The sequence below is a fragment of the Methylophaga frappieri genome, assembly GCF_000260965.1.
Classification (GTDB): domain Bacteria; phylum Pseudomonadota; class Gammaproteobacteria; order Nitrosococcales; family Methylophagaceae; genus Methylophaga; species Methylophaga frappieri.
The window spans coordinates 296,289-318,574 of the sequence record NC_017856.1 but is presented as its reverse complement, the minus strand read 5'-3'; the positions used below and the strand labels follow the sequence as shown (position 1 = coordinate 318,574).

23 protein-coding genes and 1 tRNA gene are annotated in these 22,286 nt (G+C 45.7%); 21 read left to right on the top strand and 3 right to left on the bottom strand.

Going from position 1 to position 22,286, the window contains the following annotated elements; genetic code table 11:
* Nucleotides 1-328: 328 nt before the first annotated feature.
* The 3 genes from Q7C_RS01540 to Q7C_RS01530 all read left to right on the top strand — a co-directional run bounded on the left by Q7C_RS01540 (nt 329) and on the right by Q7C_RS01530 (nt 3,886).
* On the top strand, nt 329-1,438 hold the full coding sequence (locus Q7C_RS01540) for an AAA family ATPase (protein ID WP_014702947.1): 1,110 nt from the start codon (nt 329-331) through the stop codon (nt 1,436-1,438).
* On the top strand, nt 1,435-3,618 hold the full coding sequence (locus Q7C_RS01535; protein ID WP_014702946.1) for a S8 family peptidase: 2,184 nt from the start codon (nt 1,435-1,437) through the stop codon (nt 3,616-3,618). The genes Q7C_RS01540 and Q7C_RS01535 overlap by 4 nt, the downstream gene beginning before the upstream one ends.
* Before the next feature lie 67 nt (nt 3,619-3,685).
* Nucleotides 3,686-3,886 (top strand): hypothetical protein, encoded by a 201-nt coding sequence (locus tag Q7C_RS01530; RefSeq protein ID WP_014702945.1) that lies wholly within the window; start codon nt 3,686-3,688, stop codon nt 3,884-3,886.
* Nucleotides 3,887-4,013: 127 nt separating this feature from the next.
* On the opposite strand, the gene Q7C_RS01525 is transcribed toward Q7C_RS01530, so the two are convergent.
* Nucleotides 4,014-4,098: transfer RNA gene (locus Q7C_RS01525), tRNA-Leu, on the bottom strand.
* Nucleotides 4,099-4,227: 129 nt separating this feature from the next.
* On the opposite strand from Q7C_RS01525, the gene queA reads away from it, so the two are divergent.
* From queA to ahpF, 9 genes are all read left to right on the top strand, one after another.
* Complete coding sequence (gene queA, locus Q7C_RS01520; RefSeq protein WP_014702944.1) at nt 4,228-5,259, top strand: tRNA preQ1(34) S-adenosylmethionine ribosyltransferase-isomerase QueA; 1,032 nt, start codon at nt 4,228-4,230, stop codon at nt 5,257-5,259.
* Nucleotides 5,256-5,990, top strand: coding sequence for an RNA methyltransferase (locus tag Q7C_RS01515; protein WP_014702943.1), 735 nt, complete (start codon nt 5,256-5,258; stop codon nt 5,988-5,990). The genes queA and Q7C_RS01515 overlap by 4 nt, the downstream gene beginning before the upstream one ends.
* Complete coding sequence (gene cysE, locus Q7C_RS01510; RefSeq protein ID WP_014702942.1) at nt 5,987-6,781, top strand: serine O-acetyltransferase; 795 nt, start codon at nt 5,987-5,989, stop codon at nt 6,779-6,781. The genes Q7C_RS01515 and cysE overlap by 4 nt, the downstream gene beginning before the upstream one ends.
* A 52-nt stretch (nt 6,782-6,833) precedes the next feature.
* Complete coding sequence (locus Q7C_RS01505; protein ID WP_014702941.1) at nt 6,834-7,280, top strand: Rrf2 family transcriptional regulator; 447 nt, start codon at nt 6,834-6,836, stop codon at nt 7,278-7,280.
* 2 nt (nt 7,281-7,282) lie between these two features.
* A complete protein-coding gene (locus Q7C_RS01500; protein ID WP_014702940.1) occupies nt 7,283-8,425 on the top strand; it encodes a cysteine desulfurase family protein in 1,143 nt (380 codons plus the stop codon).
* Nucleotides 8,426-8,430: 5 nt separating this feature from the next.
* Nucleotides 8,431-8,760, top strand: coding sequence for a HesB/IscA family protein (locus tag Q7C_RS01495; protein ID WP_014702939.1), 330 nt, complete (start codon nt 8,431-8,433; stop codon nt 8,758-8,760).
* Nucleotides 8,761-8,821: 61 nt separating this feature from the next.
* Nucleotides 8,822-10,129 carry an adenosylmethionine--8-amino-7-oxononanoate transaminase gene (bioA, locus tag Q7C_RS01490; protein ID WP_014702938.1) on the top strand — a complete coding sequence of 436 codons (1,308 nt, stop codon included), beginning with the start codon at nt 8,822-8,824 and terminating at the stop codon, nt 10,127-10,129.
* A gap of 267 nt (nt 10,130-10,396) precedes the next feature.
* Entirely contained in the window at nt 10,397-10,963 is a 567-nt protein-coding gene (gene ahpC / locus Q7C_RS01485; protein WP_014702937.1) for an alkyl hydroperoxide reductase subunit C, read from the top strand.
* 78 nt (nt 10,964-11,041) lie between these two features.
* Nucleotides 11,042-12,613, top strand: coding sequence for an alkyl hydroperoxide reductase subunit F (gene ahpF, locus Q7C_RS01480; RefSeq protein WP_014702936.1), 1,572 nt, complete (start codon nt 11,042-11,044; stop codon nt 12,611-12,613).
* A gap of 4 nt (nt 12,614-12,617) precedes the next feature.
* On the opposite strand, the gene Q7C_RS01475 is transcribed toward ahpF, so the two are convergent.
* Nucleotides 12,618-13,289: a response regulator gene (locus Q7C_RS01475; protein WP_014702935.1), complete on the bottom strand. Its 672-nt coding sequence runs from the start codon at nt 13,287-13,289 to the stop codon at nt 12,618-12,620.
* The gene (locus Q7C_RS01470; protein WP_014702934.1) at nt 13,286-14,638 is read right to left on the bottom strand and encodes a sensor histidine kinase; all 1,353 of its coding nucleotides are present in this window, start codon (nt 14,636-14,638) and stop codon (nt 13,286-13,288) included. The genes Q7C_RS01475 and Q7C_RS01470 overlap by 4 nt, the downstream gene beginning before the upstream one ends.
* 173 nt (nt 14,639-14,811) lie before the next feature.
* Between Q7C_RS01470 and Q7C_RS01465 the strand changes: the two genes are divergently transcribed.
* The 9 genes from Q7C_RS01465 (at nt 14,812) to nagZ (ending at nt 22,230) form a co-directional block, all read left to right on the top strand.
* On the top strand, nt 14,812-15,222 hold the full coding sequence (locus Q7C_RS01465; RefSeq protein ID WP_014702933.1) for a hypothetical protein: 411 nt from the start codon (nt 14,812-14,814) through the stop codon (nt 15,220-15,222).
* A gap of 39 nt (nt 15,223-15,261) precedes the next feature.
* A complete protein-coding gene (locus Q7C_RS01460; protein WP_014702932.1) occupies nt 15,262-16,281 on the top strand; it encodes an AAA family ATPase in 1,020 nt (339 codons plus the stop codon).
* Nucleotides 16,282-16,284: 3 nt separating this feature from the next.
* Nucleotides 16,285-17,181, top strand: coding sequence for a DUF58 domain-containing protein (locus Q7C_RS01455; protein WP_014702931.1), 897 nt, complete (start codon nt 16,285-16,287; stop codon nt 17,179-17,181).
* Nucleotides 17,182-17,193: 12 nt separating this feature from the next.
* Nucleotides 17,194-18,060, top strand: a complete 867-nt coding sequence (locus Q7C_RS01450) for a hypothetical protein (RefSeq protein ID WP_014702930.1) — start codon at nt 17,194-17,196, stop codon at nt 18,058-18,060.
* A complete protein-coding gene (locus Q7C_RS01445; RefSeq protein ID WP_014702929.1) occupies nt 18,057-19,073 on the top strand; it encodes a vWA domain-containing protein in 1,017 nt (338 codons plus the stop codon). The genes Q7C_RS01450 and Q7C_RS01445 overlap by 4 nt, the downstream gene beginning before the upstream one ends.
* Nucleotides 19,066-19,605, top strand: a complete 540-nt coding sequence (locus tag Q7C_RS01440; RefSeq protein ID WP_041366358.1) for an MxaK-like protein — start codon at nt 19,066-19,068, stop codon at nt 19,603-19,605. The genes Q7C_RS01445 and Q7C_RS01440 overlap by 8 nt, the downstream gene beginning before the upstream one ends.
* Nucleotides 19,602-20,540, top strand: a complete 939-nt coding sequence (locus tag Q7C_RS01435) for a VWA domain-containing protein (protein ID WP_041366356.1) — start codon at nt 19,602-19,604, stop codon at nt 20,538-20,540. Before Q7C_RS01440 ends, Q7C_RS01435 begins: the two co-directional genes overlap by 4 nt.
* Before the next feature lie 142 nt (nt 20,541-20,682).
* Entirely contained in the window at nt 20,683-21,174 is a 492-nt protein-coding gene (locus Q7C_RS01430; RefSeq protein WP_014702926.1) for a L,D-transpeptidase, read from the top strand.
* A gap of 9 nt (nt 21,175-21,183) precedes the next feature.
* The gene (nagZ, locus tag Q7C_RS01425; RefSeq protein ID WP_050954415.1) at nt 21,184-22,230 is read left to right on the top strand and encodes a beta-N-acetylhexosaminidase; all 1,047 of its coding nucleotides are present in this window, start codon (nt 21,184-21,186) and stop codon (nt 22,228-22,230) included.
* Nucleotides 22,231-22,286: the final 56 nt, after the last annotated feature.

Sequence of the window (22,286 nt, the reverse complement as noted above, 5' to 3'; positions counted from 1 at the left end):
TCGCTATTAACTTAACTTCTTGCTGTGTTGCTTGTCGGCGAGAGCAGCAGGAGGCTTGTCCGATAGTGGATAAAATCAATACCAATGAAGGTGGCCTAGTTCATGAATACCATGCTTGATGAAACCATATTATTCTCTTTCTTTATTTCATTTGGTGATTAACTTTGGGGAGTACCTGAGGACGATCCGCCTTCCTAGTAATATTTAAAAATTATTCTTTACCTGTTCCATTGTGTCGCTCATAATGTACCAAAAATAGTTGGTGCGATTAAAAAATGGTGTTTTTGCATTAATATAAGTACCAATATTGGTCATGGAGGGTGCCATAATGTCAAAAAGTGTTTCCATCAAAAGTGAGTTGTTGATCGACTTAATCAAGGATGGTTTGTCTGGAAATATCGATAGTCTTGGCATGAGGGTTAGACGGATTGCAAGTAGCTTACGCTCAAAGGACCCAGACTTTGTCAGCCATTTAAATCAGTTAATTGGAAGTGATACTGCTTTGAGAGGAGTTACTAGAGAGAAGGGGCCGGTGCCAGTTGATAGTGATACACGACAGCACTTAGTGAGTGAAATTTATCCAGTAATTCTCACAATAAATCCATTCTGGGATGAGCATGTGTCTTATGACTTGGACTTATTTATCAGGGAGCGTGAAGGTGCTGAAAAACTAATGGAGCAAGGGCTTCTTCCTTCTCGATCCATGTTGCTAGAGGGGCCACCTGGAGTAGGTAAAACTCTCGCAGCAAAGTGGCTGGCACAATCCCTTGATTTACCTCTTCTCACATTAGACCTTGCTACTGTTATGAGTAGCTTTCTTGGTAAAACAGGTAACAACATCAGAGCAGTTTTAAACTACGCTATGTCTTTCCCTTGCGTCTTACTATTAGACGAGTTTGATTCCATCGCTAAAAAGCGTGACGACGATACTGATGTTGGTGAGTTAAAGCGTCTCGTAACAGTACTTTTACAATCCATTGATGATTGGCCCTCAACATCAATTCTCATAGCAGCGACTAATCATGGTGAGTTGCTCGACCCTGCTGTTTGGAGAAGGTTTGATAAGGTCATACGCTTTGATATCCCGGATGCAAGGAACATCAGAGAATTCATAAGGATGAAAGGTGTTCATGAGTCGCTGGCGAGTATTCTATCACTGGCTGTTGTTGGAAGCTCTTTCGCGAATATTGAAAAGCGACTTGCATATGCTAGAAAAAGCTCGATACTGAACCAAACACCATACAGTGTTGAACTTCTCAAAGAGTTCAAGGTGCGTGAAACTCACGTCAGTCATGACGAACATTTAACGAGAGATTTTCAAGTTATTAACCTTACAGGACAGGGAGTATCTCAGAGGAAGATATCTGAGGCTTTAGGAGTCTCAAGAGGATTTATTAAAACTTTAATTACTAAAGTTGAGCAAGGAAGCAGCTTATGAGCCAGAAAAACTTATTACTTGGGTTTGGTGAAACTCTAACTTACAACATTGATAGACCATCAAGTGGAGGCCCAAAGTCTCATCCATATAGTTTCAGTGATGTAAAAGGCATCTTGACTGAGCAGACGTCTCAATTTATCGGACGCTCACATGATCTACCAGAGCTAGCCAAACCCGGTGGGAGGAGTGTTGCAAGAGTCACTCTTCACCCAGCATATCTAGCAAAGTCCTATTATCCAGAGAACCTCCTAAGGGCATTTCATCTGAGTGACATTGGTAGTAAATCAGTCAGAGTTACCCCAAGGAAACAGACCACAAAAATTAAAAAAGAGAATCTCGAAACATCGTGCCTGTATTTGGCAGGGACTGAGGGTGATTTTTCGTGTTTTCTGAGTGCCCTTGAGACAGAGGAGATGGCAAGAGGCACGATGAACGATGTCATTAAGATAGAAGAGCTAGACGACTTTCAGCCGGAAGACAAAATTCGCAAACTGGACACTGAGATCAATGACAGGCTTCTGGAGGTTGTTTTGCACACGCCAGATGGCCACAGTAGTGAAATTTTGGACTGTTTTTATGAGTTTGCGAAGACATGCAACAGTAGTGTTGATATCGACCGTAGCGTGAATGTCGGTGGGCTTACATTCCTACCTGTGATAGCGGACTTTGCTGGAGCAATAGAACTTGCAAAGTTTACTTTCTTGCGAGTGCTACGAGATCTACCTACATTGCGAGTAAATGAGCCTCAAATTTTGAGAAATATTCTATCCTCAAAAACTCAACCTGCTCTCCCTGATAAAGATGCAATAAATCCAGACATTCGGGTAGCTGTTTTTGACGGTGGCGTGGGAACTAACACCATTGATCGCTGGTGTGACGAGGTTATCTACGACACTGGACATAGAACTTCACCTGAACTGCTCAAGCACGGTGCCGATGTAACATCAACAGTGTTGTTTGGCGTATGTGATGAGAACACAGTGTCTCTTCCGGTTCCATATTGCAATGTTGATCACTATAGGGTTCTGGATACTGTTACTGGGAGAGATCCTGATTTATTCGATGTGTTAAGACGAATCACAACAGCTCTGGAAGAAAAGCAATATGATTTTTTCAACTTAAGCCTCGGACCCAGAGTTCCGATTGAGGATGACGAAGTTCATGTCTGGACATCAAAACTCGACAAGTATTTAGCTACGGGAAAATCATTAGCAACGATCGCTATCGGAAATGATGGTGAAATAGAAGGACAAAACCGTATTCAACCACCAGCCGACCTAGTAAATGGACTCTCGGTGGGTGCAGCGGATACGTGCCATGCTGGATGGAAGCGGGCAAGCTACAGTTGTATCGGACCAGGTAGAGCCCCTGGAATAGTAAAGCCCGATGGTGTTGCATTCGGTGGGGATAGTATCAAACCCTTTACGTTATTTTCTCCGTACAACAACTCGCTGGTTCATACAGCGGGAACTAGTTTTGCGGCTCCATTGGTTCTGAGGAATGCTATTGCGATTAAGTCGTCGCTAGAACATGACATGAGCGCTTTAGCTGTAAAGGCTTTGATGATTCACAATGTTGAAAAATCCCAGCATGATAAGAAGGAAGTGGGGTGGGGGCGTTTTAATAGTGATCTAAATAACGTTGTTTATTGTGATGATAATGAGGTAACTGTTGTCTACAGAGGTGAGTTAACAACATCGCAGTATGTGAGAATTCCTTTGCCATTCCCGAGTATAGAGTTAAAGGGAAATGTGACCATCAAAGCAACGTTCTGTTTTGCTTCAGATATAGATCCTGAGCACCCGATAAATTACACGAGAAGTGGTTTAGTAGTGACTTTTAGGCCAAAGCACAACGCAGATTCGACAAAGTCATTTTTTAATCTGAAAAGTCTGTACCCGACTGAACAAGAATTTAGAACAGATGGGCACAAGTGGGAAACTACTTTGCATAAAGAGCAAGCATTTAGAAACACTTCTTTGGATAAACCTTGCTTCGATGTGGTCTATCAAGCTCGCGAAATGGGCCACTCGCCATACTCTGATGGTGATGCTTTGCCTTATGCACTAGTAGTAACTGTTCAAGTCAAGAATACCCCTGAGGTATACAATGCAATTAGGCAGGAATATCAGACTTTGTCACCAATACCGCTCAGACAAGAGATCCGACTCCAAGTATAAATAAAGGGTGTACCAATTAAGACAAAACTTTTGTCTTCAAAACGCTAATATTGAACAAGGATAGAACATGGCAGAAATTGTTGAGATTGAGCTTGATGGAAAACGTTTTGCAGCAGAGTACAGTGTTGATGATGGAATGCTGACTGTAACTGGTCATCGTCTCAGCAGAACGGCCAAACTAGGTGAAAAAGATGAAAGAGCTCTAGCTGAGGAGCTTCTCAAGGATATGGCTGAATCAAAGGACAATGAGATTGGCCCAGAACCTTGAGCCATAGACCATCAAATCTAAATCCAAGCTGTTAAGTGATCTGTAGTCCACATGTGTTGGACACAAGCTCTACCTGGAGATTTTTAACCTACTTATTTAGAAGGAAAAATATGGTTGATGTGAAAGTTGGTACCGAGGGTGGGAATCGAACCCACACTTCCGAAGAAACCGGATTTTGAATCCGGCGCGTCTACCAGTTCCGCCACCCCGGCACAAGACGCGCATTATAACGACCTGATCGTCTGTTGGAAAGCCCGATTTGTCATAAAGTGGTCATCTTTTAAGAATTTTGTCCGGATAATGCTTACCGTTTTGGGCTGAGGCTCTGCTATGATCGCGGCATGCAAAGAAATGACTTTCAATTTGATCTGCCTGAAGAACTGATTGCGCAGTACCCTTCCGAAGACCGAACCGCCAGCCGTCTGCTTGAGTTGGATGGCAATACTGGTGCGTTTCGGGATCATGTTTTTTCTGATCTGACATCCTTATTAACAGCGGATGATTTGCTGGTTTTTAACAATACCAAAGTGATACCGGCACGCTTGTTGGGGGAAAAAGAAACGGGCGGAAAAGTCGAGGTGCTGGTAGAGCGGTTGATGGATGATCAACGTGTACTCGCGCATGTACGTAGTAGTAAATCGCCGGGAGTCGGTAGGCGACTCCGATTAGAAGGTGCTGTGGAAGCGGAAGTCATAGGACGCCGTGAGAATTTATTCGAATTACGTTTTCTAAGTGAAACGTCTTTGATCGGCTTACTGGAAAGTTATGGACGTTTGCCGTTACCGCCCTATATTGAGCGGGAGGTGGATAAGGCTGATTTAGCACGCTATCAGACTGTGTATGCAAAGCATGCTGGTGCCGTCGCTGCCCCAACGGCGGGACTGCATTTTGATGATGCATTATTGCAGGCGGTGAAAGCGTTCGGTGTTCAGACGGCAGAGGTGACCTTGCATGTCGGTGCCGGGACATTTCAACCCGTTCGGGCTGACGACATTCGTGATCATCAAATGCATTCTGAATATATTGAGGTTGAACAGCCGGTTTGTGAGGCAGTCAATGCTGCGCGCAAACGAGGAGGGCGTGTTATTGCTGTGGGGACAACAAGTGTCCGTGCGCTTGAAAGCGCCTCAAAACAAGGACAGATTGAACCATTTCGCGGAGATACAGATATTTTTATTTATCCCGGTTATCGCTTTCGATCGGTCGATGCGATGATCACCAATTTTCACTTATCAGAGTCAACACTGTTGATGTTGGTGTCGGCTTTTGCGGGCCGCGATAATATTATGGCGGCCTACCAGCACGCGATCGCGCAACGATATCGATTTTTCAGTTATGGCGATGCCATGTTTATTAGACGGAAAGACACATGACACCGCTGGATAATATTCGTTTTATTTTAGTTGGCACGACGCATCCCGGTAATATTGGCGCATCAGCGCGGGCAATGAAGACGATGGGATTGCGACAGTTACATCTGGTTGCGCCAAAGACCTATCCTTGTGCTGAAGCGACAGCACGGGCGTCAGGAGCGGACGATGTTTTGGCGAATACACAGGTACATCACTCTCTTGCCGATGCTTTGGTCGGTTGTCGACATGTCTATGCGATGAGCGCACGATTACGTCATTTATCGATGCCGTATATGACGCCACGTGAGGCGGCACAAAGTCTGGACAAAATTGCGCCGGACGAGCAAATTGCTGTGGTGTTTGGTCGAGAGCATTCAGGTTTGTCGAATGAAGAAATCGACCAATGCCAGACGCTGATTAATATTCCGGCAAACCCCGATTATAGTTCGTTGAATTTAGCTGCGGCTGTTCAGGTAATGGCGTATGAGATTCGCATGAGCGTGAATCCGGTCGTGGATCCGGGACGCGTTGGAGAAAAACGAGAGACAATTAACGCTGAAGATATGGCGCATTTGTACAGCCATTTTGAACAAAGTCTAACCACAATTGGTTTTTTAGACCCTGACAATCCGCGTCAGTTAATGCGGCGTATTCGTCGCTTGTTCAATCGGGCTGATTTGGATCGCAATGAAGTACAAATTCTTCATGGCATGTTACGCGCGGCTGAGACCAAAGCAAGGAAACCAGAATGAGTGAAATGCGAAAGTTATCGGTATGGCAACGTTTTAAAGAAGATATTTACTGCGTTTTTGAGCGTGATCCTGCTGCGCGCAATGTATTTGAAATTGTCACGACCTATCCCGGTGTTCACGCGTTGACAGCACACCGCATTAGTCACTGGTTTTGGCAGAAAAACTGGAAATGGTTTGCGCGATTTTTATCGACCATTGCACGATGGTTGACTGGTATCGAGATACATCCTGGAGCTAAAATCGGTCGTCGATTTTTTATCGATCACGGTATGGGCGTTGTCATCGGCGAAACCGCGGAGATTGGCGATGATTGTACGTTGTATCATGGTGTGACACTTGGCGGCACTTCCTGGAAAGGGGGAAAACGGCACCCGACACTGGAAAATGATGTTGTCGTTGGCGCCGGTGCAAAAGTACTGGGGCCAATTACGGTACATGCTGGCGCACGTGTGGGGTCGAATGCCGTCGTGGTTAAAGATGTTGAAGAGAAAGCAACAGTTGTCGGTATTCCTGGCCGAGTGGTGCGTGCACAAAAATCTCAGGATGAAAAAGCCAAAGAGAAATTGGCCCAGTCGGTTGGTTTTGATGCGTATGGTACCTCAAACCAGACACCTGATCCGGTGGCTTCTGCCATCCATGGATTGATTGAGCATATCCATATTACGGATAAGCGCGTTGAGCAGTTATGCCAAACTATAAGACAATTGGGTGGACAGGTTCCTGAAGGTGAAATGCCCGAACTTGATGGCTGCGAACTGGACAAGGAACGCGACCAGACAAAAGTTGACTAAAATAGTCGGGTATGGAACACTCAAATTTGATTTAAGTTAACCGGATCGTGCCATGCGTTTAACGACAAAAGGTCGCTACGCTGTTACCGCCATGCTTGACCTTAGCCTGAATTATGGTGCCGGTGCGATTACGCTGGCAGATATTTCTGAGCGTCAGGGCATCTCACTTTCCTATTTGGAACAACTTTTTTCCCGGCTGCGCAAGCAGGGGTTAGTCAGTAGCTCTCGTGGGCCTGGTGGTGGCTATCGCCTGAGTCGTGCTGCAATTGAAATAACGGTGCTGGATGTGATCTCGGCGGTGGATGAAAAAGTTGATAGTACGCAATGCCAAGGCAAGCATAACTGCCATGCCGAAGAGCAATGCGTCAGCCACGAACTGTGGGAAAGTTTGAGCGATCAAATTCGGCATTATCTTGCTGGTATCACCTTACATCAGGTGGTGTCTGATTATCTCCTCAATCGGAGCGGTCAAAAAATTATCAAGTTTGACTTCACCTGAGCATGGCTTTTAATTATTTGGATCACAATGCCGGTACAGCGCTGGCCCCGAATGTTTTAGAAGCGATGTTGCCTTACCTGCGTCAGCAACAGGGTAACCCTTCCAGCAGCCACCGCTTTGGCCGCTTTGCCAGAGCGGCTATCGATACAGCGCGTGCTCAAGTGGCGAGGTTGGTGAATGTACAGCCAGAACAGGTCTGGTTTACCAGTGGTGGGACAGAGTCCAACAATCAGGCGCTAAACGGTATTCGACACTTTCACTCGGATGGACATATTCTGGTGAGCAGTATTGAGCATCCAGCCGTGTTGCAACCAGCTTATGACTTACAGCGATATGGTTTTCAGATGGCTGAAATTCCAGTCGATGGGAGTGGTTACATTACACCGGCAGCATTGAGTGAAATGTTGGGCGCTGATAGCCGTATGGTTTCGGTGATGTGGGCAAATAATGAAACGGGTGTCATTCAAGACATTAGCGCATTAAGCCAATTGACCCGGCAAAAGGGCATTATTTTTCATACCGATGCAGTGCAGGCGGCGGGTAAATTAGCACTGGATTTTCCTGCCAGTGGGGTGCATTTAATGAGTTTATCGGCACACAAGTTCGGTGGGCCAAAAGGGATTGGTGCGTTAATTGTTGATAACCAGCTCGATTGGCCCGGATATGTGCTGGGTGGCGGGCAGGAAAATGATAAACGAAGTGGCACTGAGAATGTCGCAGCTATCGCTGGCTTTGGGGTTGCGGCGGACTATGTGCGTAATCAGCTTGAGAGTTACCAGCGGCACTGTCTGGCGTTACGTCATCAACTCGAACAGGGATTGAAATCATTGGCTGGTGCCACCATCTTTGCTGAAGAGAGTGAACGGTTGCCAAATACCGTGTTTTTTTCGCTAGCAGGATTTGATGCGGATACGTTACTAATGGCCTTGGATAAATATGGTTTTTCAGTAGCAAGTGGCAGTGCCTGCGGTACTGGTAGGCAAACGCCCAGTCATGTGTTGACCGCGATGGGGGTGGAGGCAAACAAGGCACTTGGCGCCGTTCGGGTCAGTCTGGGCTTGGAAAATACAGCAGCACAAATATCGGAATTACTGGCGATACTTAGCCGAGAATCTGAGCGTTTTAACCATTTGTTGAACAGGTAATTATGATGACTATTAAACTGACAGAAGCAGCGGTTAAACGGGTTAGAGACATGGTCATGAAGCGGGGCAGTGGTGTCGGGCTGCGCATAGGCGTGGTTAAAAGCGGTTGCTCTGGCTTTAGCTACGCGTTGGATTACGCAGAAGAAGTCACCAGCGATGATGAAGTCATTGCTCAAGGTGATGTGAAAGTAGTGATAGATAAAGCAAGTCTGCCGATGCTCGAGGGAATGGAACTGGACTTTGTTCGAGAAGGGCTTAACCAGAGCTTTAAATTTCGTAATCCGAACGTCACCTCAGAGTGCGGTTGCGGTGAAAGTTTTAGCGTCACCAAGTAACCCTCGCCCATAACTTTTTCGGGCAACAACGTTTAATTCTATATTCCAGTCAACAGGCAACATGACTCAGTCTGATAACCTTGCGTTTGATGCCGCGCATTTATGGCATCCATACAGCAGTGTCACCCAGCCGCCGTTACTTCACGAAGTTGTTTCTGCATCCGGTGTTTACCTCAACCTCGCTGATGGTCGGCGAGTGATTGATGGCATGTCATCCTGGTGGTCTGCCATTCATGGGTACAACCATCCCCGTTTGAATCAAGCCGCCAAAGACCAAATCGATAAAATGGCGCACGTCATGTTTGGTGGTTTAACCCATGATCCTGCGGTCAGTCTCGCACGTCGTTTGATCGATCTGACGGATCCCGCATTAGACTATGTTTTCCTCGCTGATACCGGATCGGTTTCTGTTGAAGTTGCAATAAAAATGGCCTTGCAATACTGGATTGCGCAGGGTAAATCACAACGCCATACCTTATTGACCGTCCGTGGTGGTTATCATGGCGATACTTTTGGTGCTATGTCAGTTTGTGATCCTGTCAATGGTATGCACAGCCACTTTTCTGGTGTGTTAGCGAAACAGATTTTTGCACCACCGCCGCAGTGCGGCAGCGACGAGGATTGGCATGAGCGTGATATTGAACCGGTTCGTGCATTAATTGCACAGCATCACGACACCATGGCAGCAGTGATTATTGAGCCTTTGGTACAAGGCGCTGGTGGTATGCGGTTTTACTCTGCTCACTATTTGAAAGCGCTACGTCAACTCTGTGACGAGTATGGCTTGCTATTGATATTTGATGAAATTGCCACCGGTTTTGGCCGAACCGGTCATCTTTTTGCCTATCAAGCGGCTGACGTTGTGCCGGATATTCTCTGTCTTGGTAAGGCGTTAACAGGCGGCTATATGACGCTGGCGGCAACTTTATGCAGCCAGCAAGTGGCAACAGGTATCTCGGCAGATGGTCAAGGCGTTTTGATGCATGGGCCGACGTTTATGGGCAATCCTTTAGCGTGTCGGGTGGCTTGTGAAAGTATCGATCTGCTTTTGGCATCCGACTGGCAACAATCGGTTCAGTCGATTTCAGCCCAGTTGCAATCTGATTTAGCGCCTTTGGCCAAGCAAGATTTGGTTAAAGATGTTCGTGTTAAAGGCGCTATCGGCGTCGTTGAATTGACTGTGCCATTAGACCCACATATGGATTGGTTACCAGCATTTATTGTGGATCAGGGGGTCTGGATCCGTCCTTTTCGTCATCTTATCTACATTATGCCGCCTTATATTATCAACACGCAGCAATTGCGGGTACTGACCCATGCGATCGCGCAAATTGTTGCTGCGGTTTCTGAGAAAGAATCATCAACCTGATATTTCTGCTTACCAGAAAACGACTGACTGGTTGTTTTCCTGATGAGCGGGATTATGTAGAAAAAGACTTCGGTAGACGAGGTTGATAATGCAACGTTTTCAGAGTTGCAAAGTATGAAATCTCTATGATTTAAATTTGGGGATTTTTCTTGGTCACCACTTAATCGTTTTAAGCGATTAGTTTAATAGAATTAAGTTGTTTGACCATTTAATAGGGCGACAATAAAATGCAATAGTCGTTTCTGACAATCAAAAGGAGCTAAAAGCATGTCAACGTTAATTAATACAGCGATTAAGCCATTTAAAGCCACGGCTTACCATAATGGTGAATTCATTCCGGTCAGTGATGCTGATCTGAAGGGCAAATGGTCAGTGGTATTCTTCTACCCAGCTGACTTCACCTTTGTTTGTCCAACCGAATTGGGTGATCTGGCAGATTATTATGACCAGCTTCAGGAAATGGGCGTAGAAGTGTACTCGGTTTCAACGGATACTCACTTCACACATAAAGCTTGGCATGATGCTTCTGAAACGATTAAGAAGATCAAATTCCCTATGATCGGCGACCCAACCGGTGTAATTAGTCGTAACTTTGAAGTCATGATTGAAGAAGATGGTCTGGCACTTCGCGGTACGTTTGTGATGGATCCAGAAGGATCTATCAAAGTATGTGAAGTCCATGATCTGGGCATTGGCCGCAGTGCAAAAGAGCTGGTTCGTAAAATTCAAGCCGCTCAGTATGTGGCATCACATGATGGTGAAGTTTGCCCAGCTTCTTGGCAGCCAGGTGAAGAGACGCTTTCTCCTTCACTGGATCTGGTCGGCAAAATCTAATTCATTGCTGGCTCTGGTGTCCGGGCTTCGGCCCGGGTACCACTTAAAATCAACAAAATTTATTTAGGCAGGTGCCTTATGTTAGATGCAAAAATTGCGGAACAATTAAAAACCTATTTGCAAAATTTGAAGCGTCCAGTCCATTTGCTGGCGTCTCTCAATGCCACTCAAAAAGCGCAGGAAATGCGTGAATTACTGGTAGAAATTGCAGATATGTCCGATTTTATTACACTGGATGACAGTGATAATAACGCACGTCAGCCATCTTTCCGGGTTAAACAACCAGAGGGGCACGAGCAAATCCGCTTTGCTGGTATTCCGATGGGACACGAGTTTACGTCATTGGTTTTGGCTTTACTGCATGTCGGTGGCCATCCGATGAAGACCGAGCCTGAAGTTATCGAACAAATACGTCATCTCGAAGGCGATTTGCACTTCGAGACTTATATTTCGCTGTCTTGCCAGAATTGCCCTGAAGTTGTTCAGGCGCTGAATTTAATGGCGGCGATTAATCCCAAGATCAGCCACACCATGATTGATGGTGCGCTGTTCCAAGAAGACGTGACCGAAAAGCAAATCATGGCGGTGCCGACGGTTTACCTGAATAACAAACAGTTTGCTCAGGGTCGCACGAGTCTGGCGGAAATTATCGGCAAACTGGATACGGGTGCAGTTAAGCGGGAAGCAGAAAAAATCAGTCAGAAAGATCCGTTTGATGTGTTAATCATCGGCGGCGGTCCGGCAGGTGCTTCCGCGTCCATTTATGCTTCGCGTAAAGGCATTCGAACCGGTATTGTTGCTGAGCGCTTCGGTGGTCAGGTGATGGACACGCTCGCTATCGAAAACTTTATTTCGGTCAAGGCCACTGAAGGGCCGCAATTAGTTGCGGCGCTGGAAGAGCATGTGAAAGATTATGATGTGGATGTGATGAATCTGCAGCGTGCTAGTAAGCTGCGTCAGAAAGATAAAATGATCACCGTGGAACTGGAAAGCGGTGCGACATTGACCAGTAAATCGGTGATTGTGGCCACAGGTGCGCGCTGGCGGGAGCTCGGTGTACCAGGTGAGGCGGAATATCGTGGTCACGGCGTTGCCTACTGCCCGCACTGTGATGGTCCGTTATTTAAGGGCAAGCACGTGTCGGTTATTGGTGGTGGTAATTCTGGCGTAGAAGCAGCCATTGATCTGGCAGGTATTGTGGGTCATGTCACTTTGCTCGAGTACAACGATCAATTGAAGGCAGACGCAGTCTTGCAGAAAAAACTGCACAGTCTGGATAATGTCACGGTGCTGATTGGGGCTCAAACTCGTGAAATTACGGGTGCGGACAACAAAGTCAATGGCTTGAACTATGAAGATCGGGCAACCGGTGAAAGCCATCATCTGGAAGTCGCCGGCGTGTTCGTCCAGATTGGTTTATTGCCAAATACCGACTTTTTGAAAGACACGTTGTCATTGAGCAAATATGGCGAAATCGAAATTGATGCGCATGGTGCCACCTCAATGCCGGGTGTATTTGCTGCAGGGGATGTCACTACCATTCCATACAAGCAGATTATTATGGCAATGGGCGAAGGTGCACGAGCAGCATTAGGGGCTTTTGATTATCTGATTCGCACCGACTTTGACGACAAAGACAAAGCCGCATAAACAACTAGTTGGACTCATCTGCCTCGTTAATTAATTCGCGAAGGTCTAATAGCCTCATGCGAATGGCGAGGCGGGTAAGTTCAATATCGCTATTTACATCAAGTTTTCGCTTAATGATGTAATGGGCATTTGAAACAGTTTTAGTGCTGATATTCAGCATTTCGCCAATTTGATGATGAGGCCGCGCCTCTAAAAGCAAACGTAAAATCTCAAACTCTCTCACTGTCAGGTCGTCAAGCCTCATCTGGTTATGTCCCAACTTTTCTATTGCGAGTGCTTGTGCAATATCAGGACTAAGACTGACCTTATTTTCTAGGACGTCAAAAATACTTCGAATGAGTAGGGTTGGATCGCTACTTTTCGTTATGTAACCTAATGCACCAGCCCTTGTTGCTTGGATAGCAAAGCTTGGATTTTGATGCATACTGAAAACAATGACACGCGCGTTATTATCAAACTGCCGGATACGTTTTATTGCTTCTAAACCACTTTGGCCTGGAAGCGAAATATCCAGAATGACAATATCGGGATGAATGGATTGAAAAAGCTGATACGCTTTTTGCGCATTGTCGGCTTCAGCAACAACATGAAATTGTGGCTGTTTTTCTAATAAAGCTCGGTAACCTTCTCGCACGATGGCATGATCATCTATTAAAAGGATGCGAATGGGGCTCATGGCGTCTCCTGCAATTGATGTAGCGGGAGTGTTATATGCATTATAAATCCGCCGTCAGTGTCACAAAAAACTTTACTTGTGCCACCTAATGCATCAACACGTTCATTTATACCAAGTAAGCCCATTCCTGGCTGTATGTCTGCTTGAACATTTTGTCCATTGTCTTTGATGACCATTGATAGCTGTTGATCCAAGGTTTGGTCGATGACAATATCGACTTGTGTTGCATTGGCGTGCTTGGCAATGTTGGTTAATGCTTCCTGAATGATTCGGTAGATGTTTATGGGTAAGGGATCTGGGAGTTCTTCAAGATTTGCAGAGAGAAGTAACTTTATCTCAATTTGATCAACGCTACGTTGTTGCCAGCTTTTAATTAGTTTTTGCAGGCTTGCCCGTAAACCGATTTCATCCACTTCGACAGGCCTAAGTCGTATTAATAAACTTCTGAGCGCTGTCATCATGTGTTCAGTGATTTGGTTGATACTATCTAACTCGGCGCGAATTGATGACGAACTATCTTTGACACTCATTCGCATACTTGCTGTGGTTGCATTAATGCCAGCTAAACATTGGGCAAATTCATCATGAAGCTCACGAGCGATATAGCGGCGTTCATCCTCCTGAGTATTCATCAGCTTTAATGTTAAGCGCCTATTTTCACGCAGAATATCGAGCTGGCTTTTGGCGAGAGCATTAATGGCTGAACTGGTTTGTTTCCACTCATTGATCTCAAAATCTGGTAACTGATAATGGAGTTGACCTTCGCGCATTTTTTCGAGGCCGTTGACAATTTGTTTGGCCGGACGAAGCAGACGTTGAAAAACTAAAAAAATAAACAAACACAGGATCAATAAAGTCACGGTCATCACGCCAGTGACAGCACGTAAATTTTTCCATGCCCGGGTGGTTTCTAGCTGTGAATTTAAAGTAACCAAAACGATACCGTATTGTATGGCATTAAAGCTGACCGGTTGTCTGACTTCATCAACCGGTCGAAAAAAGTGTTGGTACAGCTTGCCAAACCAGTATGGAAACTTTATTTCGCTTAGTGCGGCGTTACAGAGATTCCTTTCCCGGCTTTGTGTACGCGATAAAAATTGTATGCAGGATCCCGGCACACTTTTGATCTGTTGCCATAAGGCTTGATCTGGAAATGAACGATTGAAGTCATAACGTTGAAACATTTCCAGCAACTGATTTTTGAATTGATGTTCAACTCTTTTAGCGGTTTCTTTTGCTTCAAATAAAGCTTGCTGATTCGTTTGGTAGAGCACGAAATAACCGCTACCAAATACGCAGAGTAATGCGATAAATACCATGCGAATCAACAGCTGACGTTGTAGATTCATTGCCGTCTAAAAATGCGAGTGAAACATTCGTTCAGTCTAAAAGGTTGCGGTGATCTAGGAAAGTATATATTTACATTGCGGGAAATTTGCCCGAGACTGGCAGGCAGATATCAGGTGTTATTACACACAATGTCCTATTCAATAACGCACTCAACATAAACAAGGAGAGCGTGATGTCAGTGTTATTGATAGGTGCTGTTGCGATGATGGCCGCATTGATTTTATCAGCGTGGCTGATGACCTTTGCGAGATGGTTTCCCATACAGGGTATTGATGGGGATTTTTTAGTTGACTATAAAACCATGATTAGAGCGCATGTTGATTATGCCTTAATGGCATTATTCAGCCTGGGTTTTTATGGTGCGGCAAAAGGGGCGGGGATTGAGTTGGCTAGTGTTGCATGTTGGTGTGTTGCCGTAGGTGGTTTTACGAATCCCACCATTTTTGTCATAGCAGCATTCGATCCAGAGTTTTGGAATAAAGTGCGTTGGAAGATTTTTTCGGCAATCAGCTTTGTCATTACGACCATTGGCTTTACTTGGGTTGGTATCAGTTTTTTGAAATACGCTTGGTCAATAAATTAATTGACTGGAATTATCAAAATGAAAGGGTAGGGAGTATTCATGATCGGTTTGCAACAACTTGAATCAGCAAGGCAGCAAGCGTTATCGCTTGAGCAGGCCATAAATCAAGTGGTGATTGGGCAGGAGGAAGCGGTTCGATTAATCATGGTGGCCCTGCATGCGCGAGGACATGTATTGCTTGAAGGGGGAGTCGGTGTTGGTAAAACAACCATTTTACGTGCATTTTCACGCGCATTAGGCGGTGCCTTTGGTCGCATCGAAGGCAGTGTTGACTTAATGCCTAATGATTTACTCTATAGTGCGTGGGTAGATGCAGATGGCAAACCTGTCATCGATCCGGGACCACTGATTGCGCATGGCGAAGAAACGGCCGTGTTTTTCTTTAATGAAATTAATCGTGCTCGCCCTCAGGTCCAATCATTATTGCTTCGTGCAATGGCAGAACGGAGTGTTGAGGCGTTTGGTAAAGAATATCTTTTCCCGCATATGGTCGTTTTTGCTGATCGGAATGCAGTAGAAAAAGAAGAGACGTTTGAACTCAGCGCCGCGGCGCGGGATCGTTTTTTGTTTGAAATTAGCATTAGTCGGCCACGAGATGATGCGCAACGTCGCAAGCTGATTTTTGATCCTGCTTTCCATGACGTAAATCAATTACTAGAAAACATAGAGCCGGCGTTAGTAGATTACAAGGCGCTCAATGAGGTTGATCGACTCATTCAAAAATCTATTTATGTTTCAACTGAAATTGAAAACTATGTGGTGAAACTTTGGGATGCAAGTTGGCAGCCGCATCAGTATGGCATTGAAATGGCCGATATATTTATTGAAGATTTGGTTGTCGCAGGTGCAAGCGTACGAGGTATGTCCGCTATGGTAAGAGCCGCTAAAGTATGCGCTTGGTTGGCCGGTCGTGAGCATGTTTTACCTGATGATATTCATGCCGTCTTGCTTCCTACCATGACCCATCGCGTATTTTTAACGCCAGTATATGAAAGTCGGCGCGAACAAATCATGCCGGAATTCGTAACAGCTTTGCGCGATAAAATTGCGACACCTTAAATCATGGTGACAAAGCCATCAAACCTGCCGATGCAGGAATTTTTCTATCGGTTTCCGGATAAAGTGTTTGGTCATATTCCTGGCGCACATAGCGGTTCAGCGATGGGAAGCGGAGATCGGTTCGCGGGTTTTGCCGACTTGTTTGATTATCCAGATCCGCGACGACTGGATTTACGGGCGAGTATTCGTAGTCAAGCCATAGACTCAACGCAACATGACCAGCATCGTTGGTTGGTTCGCCGTTATCAGCAACGATCCTCAATTACCTTGTGGTTGTTAGCGGACATGAGTCAATCAATGGTTTTAGCCACAGCAAATAAAAAACGTCTGGCAGAGTTGGCGCAAATGATTGCTTACAGTGCTATTGGTTTGGGCGATCAGTTCGCTATGACCGGGTTTGACCATGTGTGGAGACAGGATGTCTCAATTATGCCCACCAGACAACGCAGTATGCCAGCATTTGCAGCAGACAAAATTCTTAGGTCGAATCAAGCGTTGAAGCCTGGTGCAGAGGGCATGTTGAATGCTGCTGGGGTCATTAATAGCAAGCGCGCCCTGGTATTTTTAGTATCGGATTTTTGCTGTGATGTGTCGTTGGTAGAACGGACTTTACGTAAATTGGCACATTTTACGGTTATCCCAATTGTATGGCAGCACGATGACGTAGATCTGTTTCCTTCTCATGCCGGGTGGACAGAAACACGGGATGCGGAAACGGGTCAGCGACATAGTGTGTGGATGAGACCAAGTTTGCGCAAGCGTTGGCTAAATCAACGCATGTCACATTTTGCCAAGTTGGATGCCTGCTTTAGGCGGTATCAATTCAAACCACTTTATGTTCGAGATACCGTGTCGCCACAACAGCTTACGGCATATTTTTTTGCTATGAAAAAGTCTTAGGAATCCAAAAAAATGCGTTTTGCCATAGTCTTTATTGGTTTCATACTCACAACAACGTTGTCAGCAAATGACGCTGGTCAGATTCAATACGAATTAACAGCAACAACGACGGCCGAACGTCAAATTGGTCTCTTGATCGGCGATAATTTGACGTTAAAGATTGCGCTTCCAGAAAATGTTACGGTTGACGAAAGGAGTTTACCGCAACGACAAAAGCGGCATGGTGACTGGTTTTACTTGAAAGAAAGTGACTTGAAAGAAAGTCAATTGATCATGGCACTTCAGGTCGTGAACGTTCCAGCTAATCACCGTGAGGTGCTGACGCCAAGTTTCGAGTTGAGAACCTTGAGCGGTGAGTTGATAGCGGTAACCGGCGCTACTGTCCAAATCGGTTCCTTTTTACCAGAAAATGCGCTTAACAGTGATGGCGTTTTTGTTTCACAACCGGATATAGCGACCACCATGATTAACGAGCAGTCTTGGGTTCGTAATAGCTGGTTGGCTGCTGGGGTCCTATTAGCGAGTTTGTTGATTTATGTCGCTTGGCACATAGGCTTAAGGCCAAGACGCCGCTTACCTTTTGCGCATGCTGTTTTTGCGTTGAATAAACTACGGTGGTTTGGTCAGTCAGATACGGAAGAGGCCAGTCGAATACTGCATGCTGCTTTTAATCAAAGTGCAGATCGTGTCCTTGTGGTAAGTAATCTGGAGACGCTATGGCAGAAATGTCCTTGGTTACGCCCTCTTCATGCAGAAATAAGCCAGTTTTTTACTGATTCCTCGGCGCATTTTTTTAGTGATAAGCAAGCCGAACAACAGAATTTTAATGCATTGCACCAATTAGCTAAGGACTGCCGTCGTCGGGAGAAATTGGCATGATGCTGTTCGGATTACAGTGGGATGCTGCGTATTGGTTATTACTTTTACCGTTAGCGCTTCTCCCTTGGTTTAATCATAATCTTGATAAAACGGTTGCCTGGGTATCTTTGGTTCCCAATGATCCTGTTTCACGGTTTATCAGTATTTTCTTAAAAAGTATGACAACACTAGCGATGGCTAGCTTACTGCTGGCTTTAGCCGCGCCAGAAGTGCCAGAAAAAAAAGTAGAACGGTTAGGTGAAGGCGCTGAGATTGTCCTGTTACTGGATCGAAGTCGAAGCATGGATGATCCTTTTGCCGTGAAAACGCAAGCGGCTGCGGTAAGCGTGGGAGGGGATAACTCAAAGCGTCGGATAGCGAAAGATTACCTGACCGAGTTTGTTCGCAAGCGACCAGATGACCGTTTTGGTTTCGTTTTCTTCAGCACTAAATCCGTTAATTTACTACCTCTCACCTACAGTAAAGACGCTACGCTTGCCACAATAGCCGCTAATGCTCTTGGGAAAGGATTATCAGACACAAACATGGCTGATGCTTTATTAAGTTCAGCCAAAATGTTTGAGAACCAAACGTATCGTGGTTCACGAATTGTTTTATTAGTTTCTGATGGTGGGCAACAGCTCAGTGAGCAAGCCAAAACAGAAATTGCGGCACTATATCAGCAGGAAAACCTAAGCATTTATTGGATATACCTCAAATCACGCGTTGAAATGTCTTTAGAGCCAAAGCCAGGAGAAAGTGCGCTTTGGAGTGATATACCAGAGAGAAAACTACACGATTTTTTTCAATCTATAGACGTGCCTTATCGAGCCTTTGAGGCAGGCTCATTAAAGAGCTTTGCTGACGCGCTGGATGAAATTGATCGCCAACAGTATCAGCCTTTGCTGGTTCAAGAAACCTTGCCACATGAGCCAAAAAGTGACGTTTTTTTATGGTTAGCACTGTTTGCGTTATTAATTTTGGCGGCATCGCACACATATAGTTATTGGGGGGTCCAGAAAGCGCATGAGTAAAGTACTGAGTTTCGTACATTGGATGTTAATTTTTGTCATTATCGCTAGCGTGGTTTGGTTAATCAGTACGGCAGCGTTAGGTTGGCAACAGGAGCAACTTAACCGTTATATCGCGGACCCCAGTCTCCATGAGGCGACACCGGATAACCCGAGAGCCTATTCCGCCAAAGCGGCTCAATTAGTTAAAGACATGGAAACGGAAAAAGCGTTGGAGAATCTGACACTGGCATTAGGTTTTTCAAACTATCAGGCTTTGCCTGAAGTTTATTACAACCGTGGAAATATTAATTTGCGCAAGGCACTTTCAATGAGTTCGGCGGATGGCCGCTTGCTTCCTTTGATTGAATTGGCGAAACAAGATTACCGGTCAGCTTTGCAACTAAATGCGGACCTTTGGGAGGCGCGGTATAACCTCGAAGTAGCATTAAGAATAGTACCTGAAGATCCTGACTTGGAAAGTGATTTTGAAAAAAATGAAATTAGCAGCCAACGCTCGATCGAAAGTAAAGCTTTTAAGATAGATTTACCATGACAATTAGCTATCGTTTAAGAATTGGATTAACAGCCTTATTCATGTTGGTTGCTCTAGGCCTTGTTGCTGCAGCACTGTGGCTACCTTCTGTACCAAGTGATGTCGATATAATGGATGGGTTATTCGTACTTGATGTAACCGATAGTATGAACGTTGAGGATGCTGTTTTAGACGGTGAAAAAGTGAGTCGTCTGGTTTGGGCGAAAGAGTTTACGCGGCGAGTCTTTCTGGAAATGCCTTGTGGCGCACATGCAGGCTTGGCGATTTTTAGTGAGGCGCGAGCGTTAATCTTAATGAACCCGGTAGAGGTCTGCCGTAATTACAACGATTTGATGCAGATGTTAAATACGATTGAACCTTCAATGGCTTGGGTGCGTTCAAGCGAAGTTTCAAAAGCCATATACACGGCTATTCGTCAGGCAAACGAGATTACACCAAAGCCGACCATTATTTTTATGACGGATGGGCATGAGTCACCACCAGTTCATGAAAGTTTATTTCCTAAATTCCAGGGGACGCCAGGTGAGATACCCGGTGTAATAGTTGGTGTTGGAGGAAAAGATTTATTGCCGATACCCAAAACCAATGAACAAGGTGTCATTGATGGCGTTTGGGACGTTAATGATGTGATGCATGTTGATGTTTATGCTTCCAGTCGTGGTGATATGGCTGATGCCAACGCCCGAAAACCGCGAACTGAGCATTTATCTTCTCAAAAAACGAGTCATCTGGAAACACTGGCCTCTCGTGTCGGATTTGGTTTTACCTCTTCACCTCAGAGTCCCGAGCGCTTGTACAAAACGATGCGTTCTCATGCTAAAACGCGCTCTATAACCATTGATTATGATTTGTATGCATGGTTGTCTGGCATCGCTTTTTTGTTGGTTGCGCTTATTTTTCTGCCCTATCAATGGTTGGGAAATCGTAAAAATTAATTGGGTTTTCTCCAAATGGTATCGAGGTTTCATCGCTTCACGAAATATCCTTGATTAGGTAAAGCGTCGACGAGAGTATCGCGATACGCGCTTGGCTTTGGTATCGTATCGGCAATTGTTTCTTTGCCGCCGTATTCGTTTCATGTCTGAACAACCAGATTATCTGTATATCGATTTAAGCCAACAACACTGTCAATTGTGGCTGCAAGATAAATTGGTATTTTCTGCAGCTGTATCCACGGCGGCAAAAGGTCCGGGTGAAAAAAATGGTTCAGGTTGCACACCTCGCGGCTGGCATATCATCCGCGCCAAGATAGGGGCTGGTTTACCTAAAAATTCTGTTTTTCGGGGTAGACGGCCAACGGGGGAAATTTATTCTCCAGAATTGGGACAGCTTGCGCCTGAGCGTGACTGGATATTAACTCGAATCCTATGGCTAAGTGGTACTGAGCCGGGGAAAAATCGTTTGGGAGACGTGGATACGATGCGGCGTTATATCTACATCCACGGCACGCCCGATACCGAGCCTATGGGTAGCCCTCACTCCCATGGTTGTATTCGTATGCATAATCAATCATTACTGACCTTGTTTGATCAGGTCTTTACCGGGTTACCGGTATTAATTGAAGAGTAGAAAAATATGATGTCACTTGGGCCGCTGATGTTGGATATTGCCGGGACGGCGTTGACCGCTGAGGAAAAAGAAAGGCTACAACATCCTTTGGTCGGCGGTGTCATTTTGTTTACGCGGAATTACCAGTCTCCGGAACAGATAGCGGCCTTGACCGACCAAATCCATGCATTGCGACAACCACATTTGTTGATTGCGGTAGATCATGAAGGCGGACGGGTACAACGGTTTCGTGATGGGTTTACCCGGCTACCACCGATGGCCGCGATTGGTAAACATTTGTTGGCGCATCCACAGCATGCGTTAAAACTGGCGCAAACGGCTGGTTGGTTAATGGCGGCAGAATTACGAGCAGTCGGTGTTGATTTCAGTTTTGCCCCAGTTCTGGATCTCGATTACGGCGTCAGTGAGGTTATCGGTGATCGCAGCTTTCATCCGGATCCCGATGCTGCCAGTAAGCTTGCCGGCGCTTTTGTTCAAGGTTTGAAAGCGGCATGGATGTCAGCGGTCGGCAAACACTTTCCTGGTCATGGTGCCGTGACGGTGGATTCGCATCAAGGGTTGCCCATTGATGAACGTCCATTCGATACCTTATGGCAGCAGGATATGGTGCCGTTTCGGCGGTTAAGTCCAGTTCTGGCGGGCGTCATGCCTGCGCATATTGTTTATCGAGACTGTGATACACAACCTGCCGGTTTTTCGCGTTATTGGATTCAGGATGTATTACGCAAAAAAATTGGCTTTCAGGGCGCAGTCTTCAGCGATGATTTAAGCATGAATGGCGCTGCGATTGCGGGTGATGTGCTGGCTCGAGCTGAAGCAGCTTTGGCTGCGGGCTGCGATATGGCATTGGTGTGTAATGATCCGACTGCAGCCGCTCAGGTGCTTGATGGATTACAGTGTGCACCAGATCCGTTGAGACAGATGAGGTTACTTCGCCTGCATGGTCGTCATCCTCAGTCCTGGCAGTCATTGCAAGCCAGTACTGAGTGGCAACAGGCGGTCAATCTCATGACGGATCTACATCCGCCTGCCGAGCCCCAACGAACACTGGTTTAAGTTTTTTTGGGAATTTGTCCAGCGTGATAATGACGCTGGAGTGCTATGATTTCACT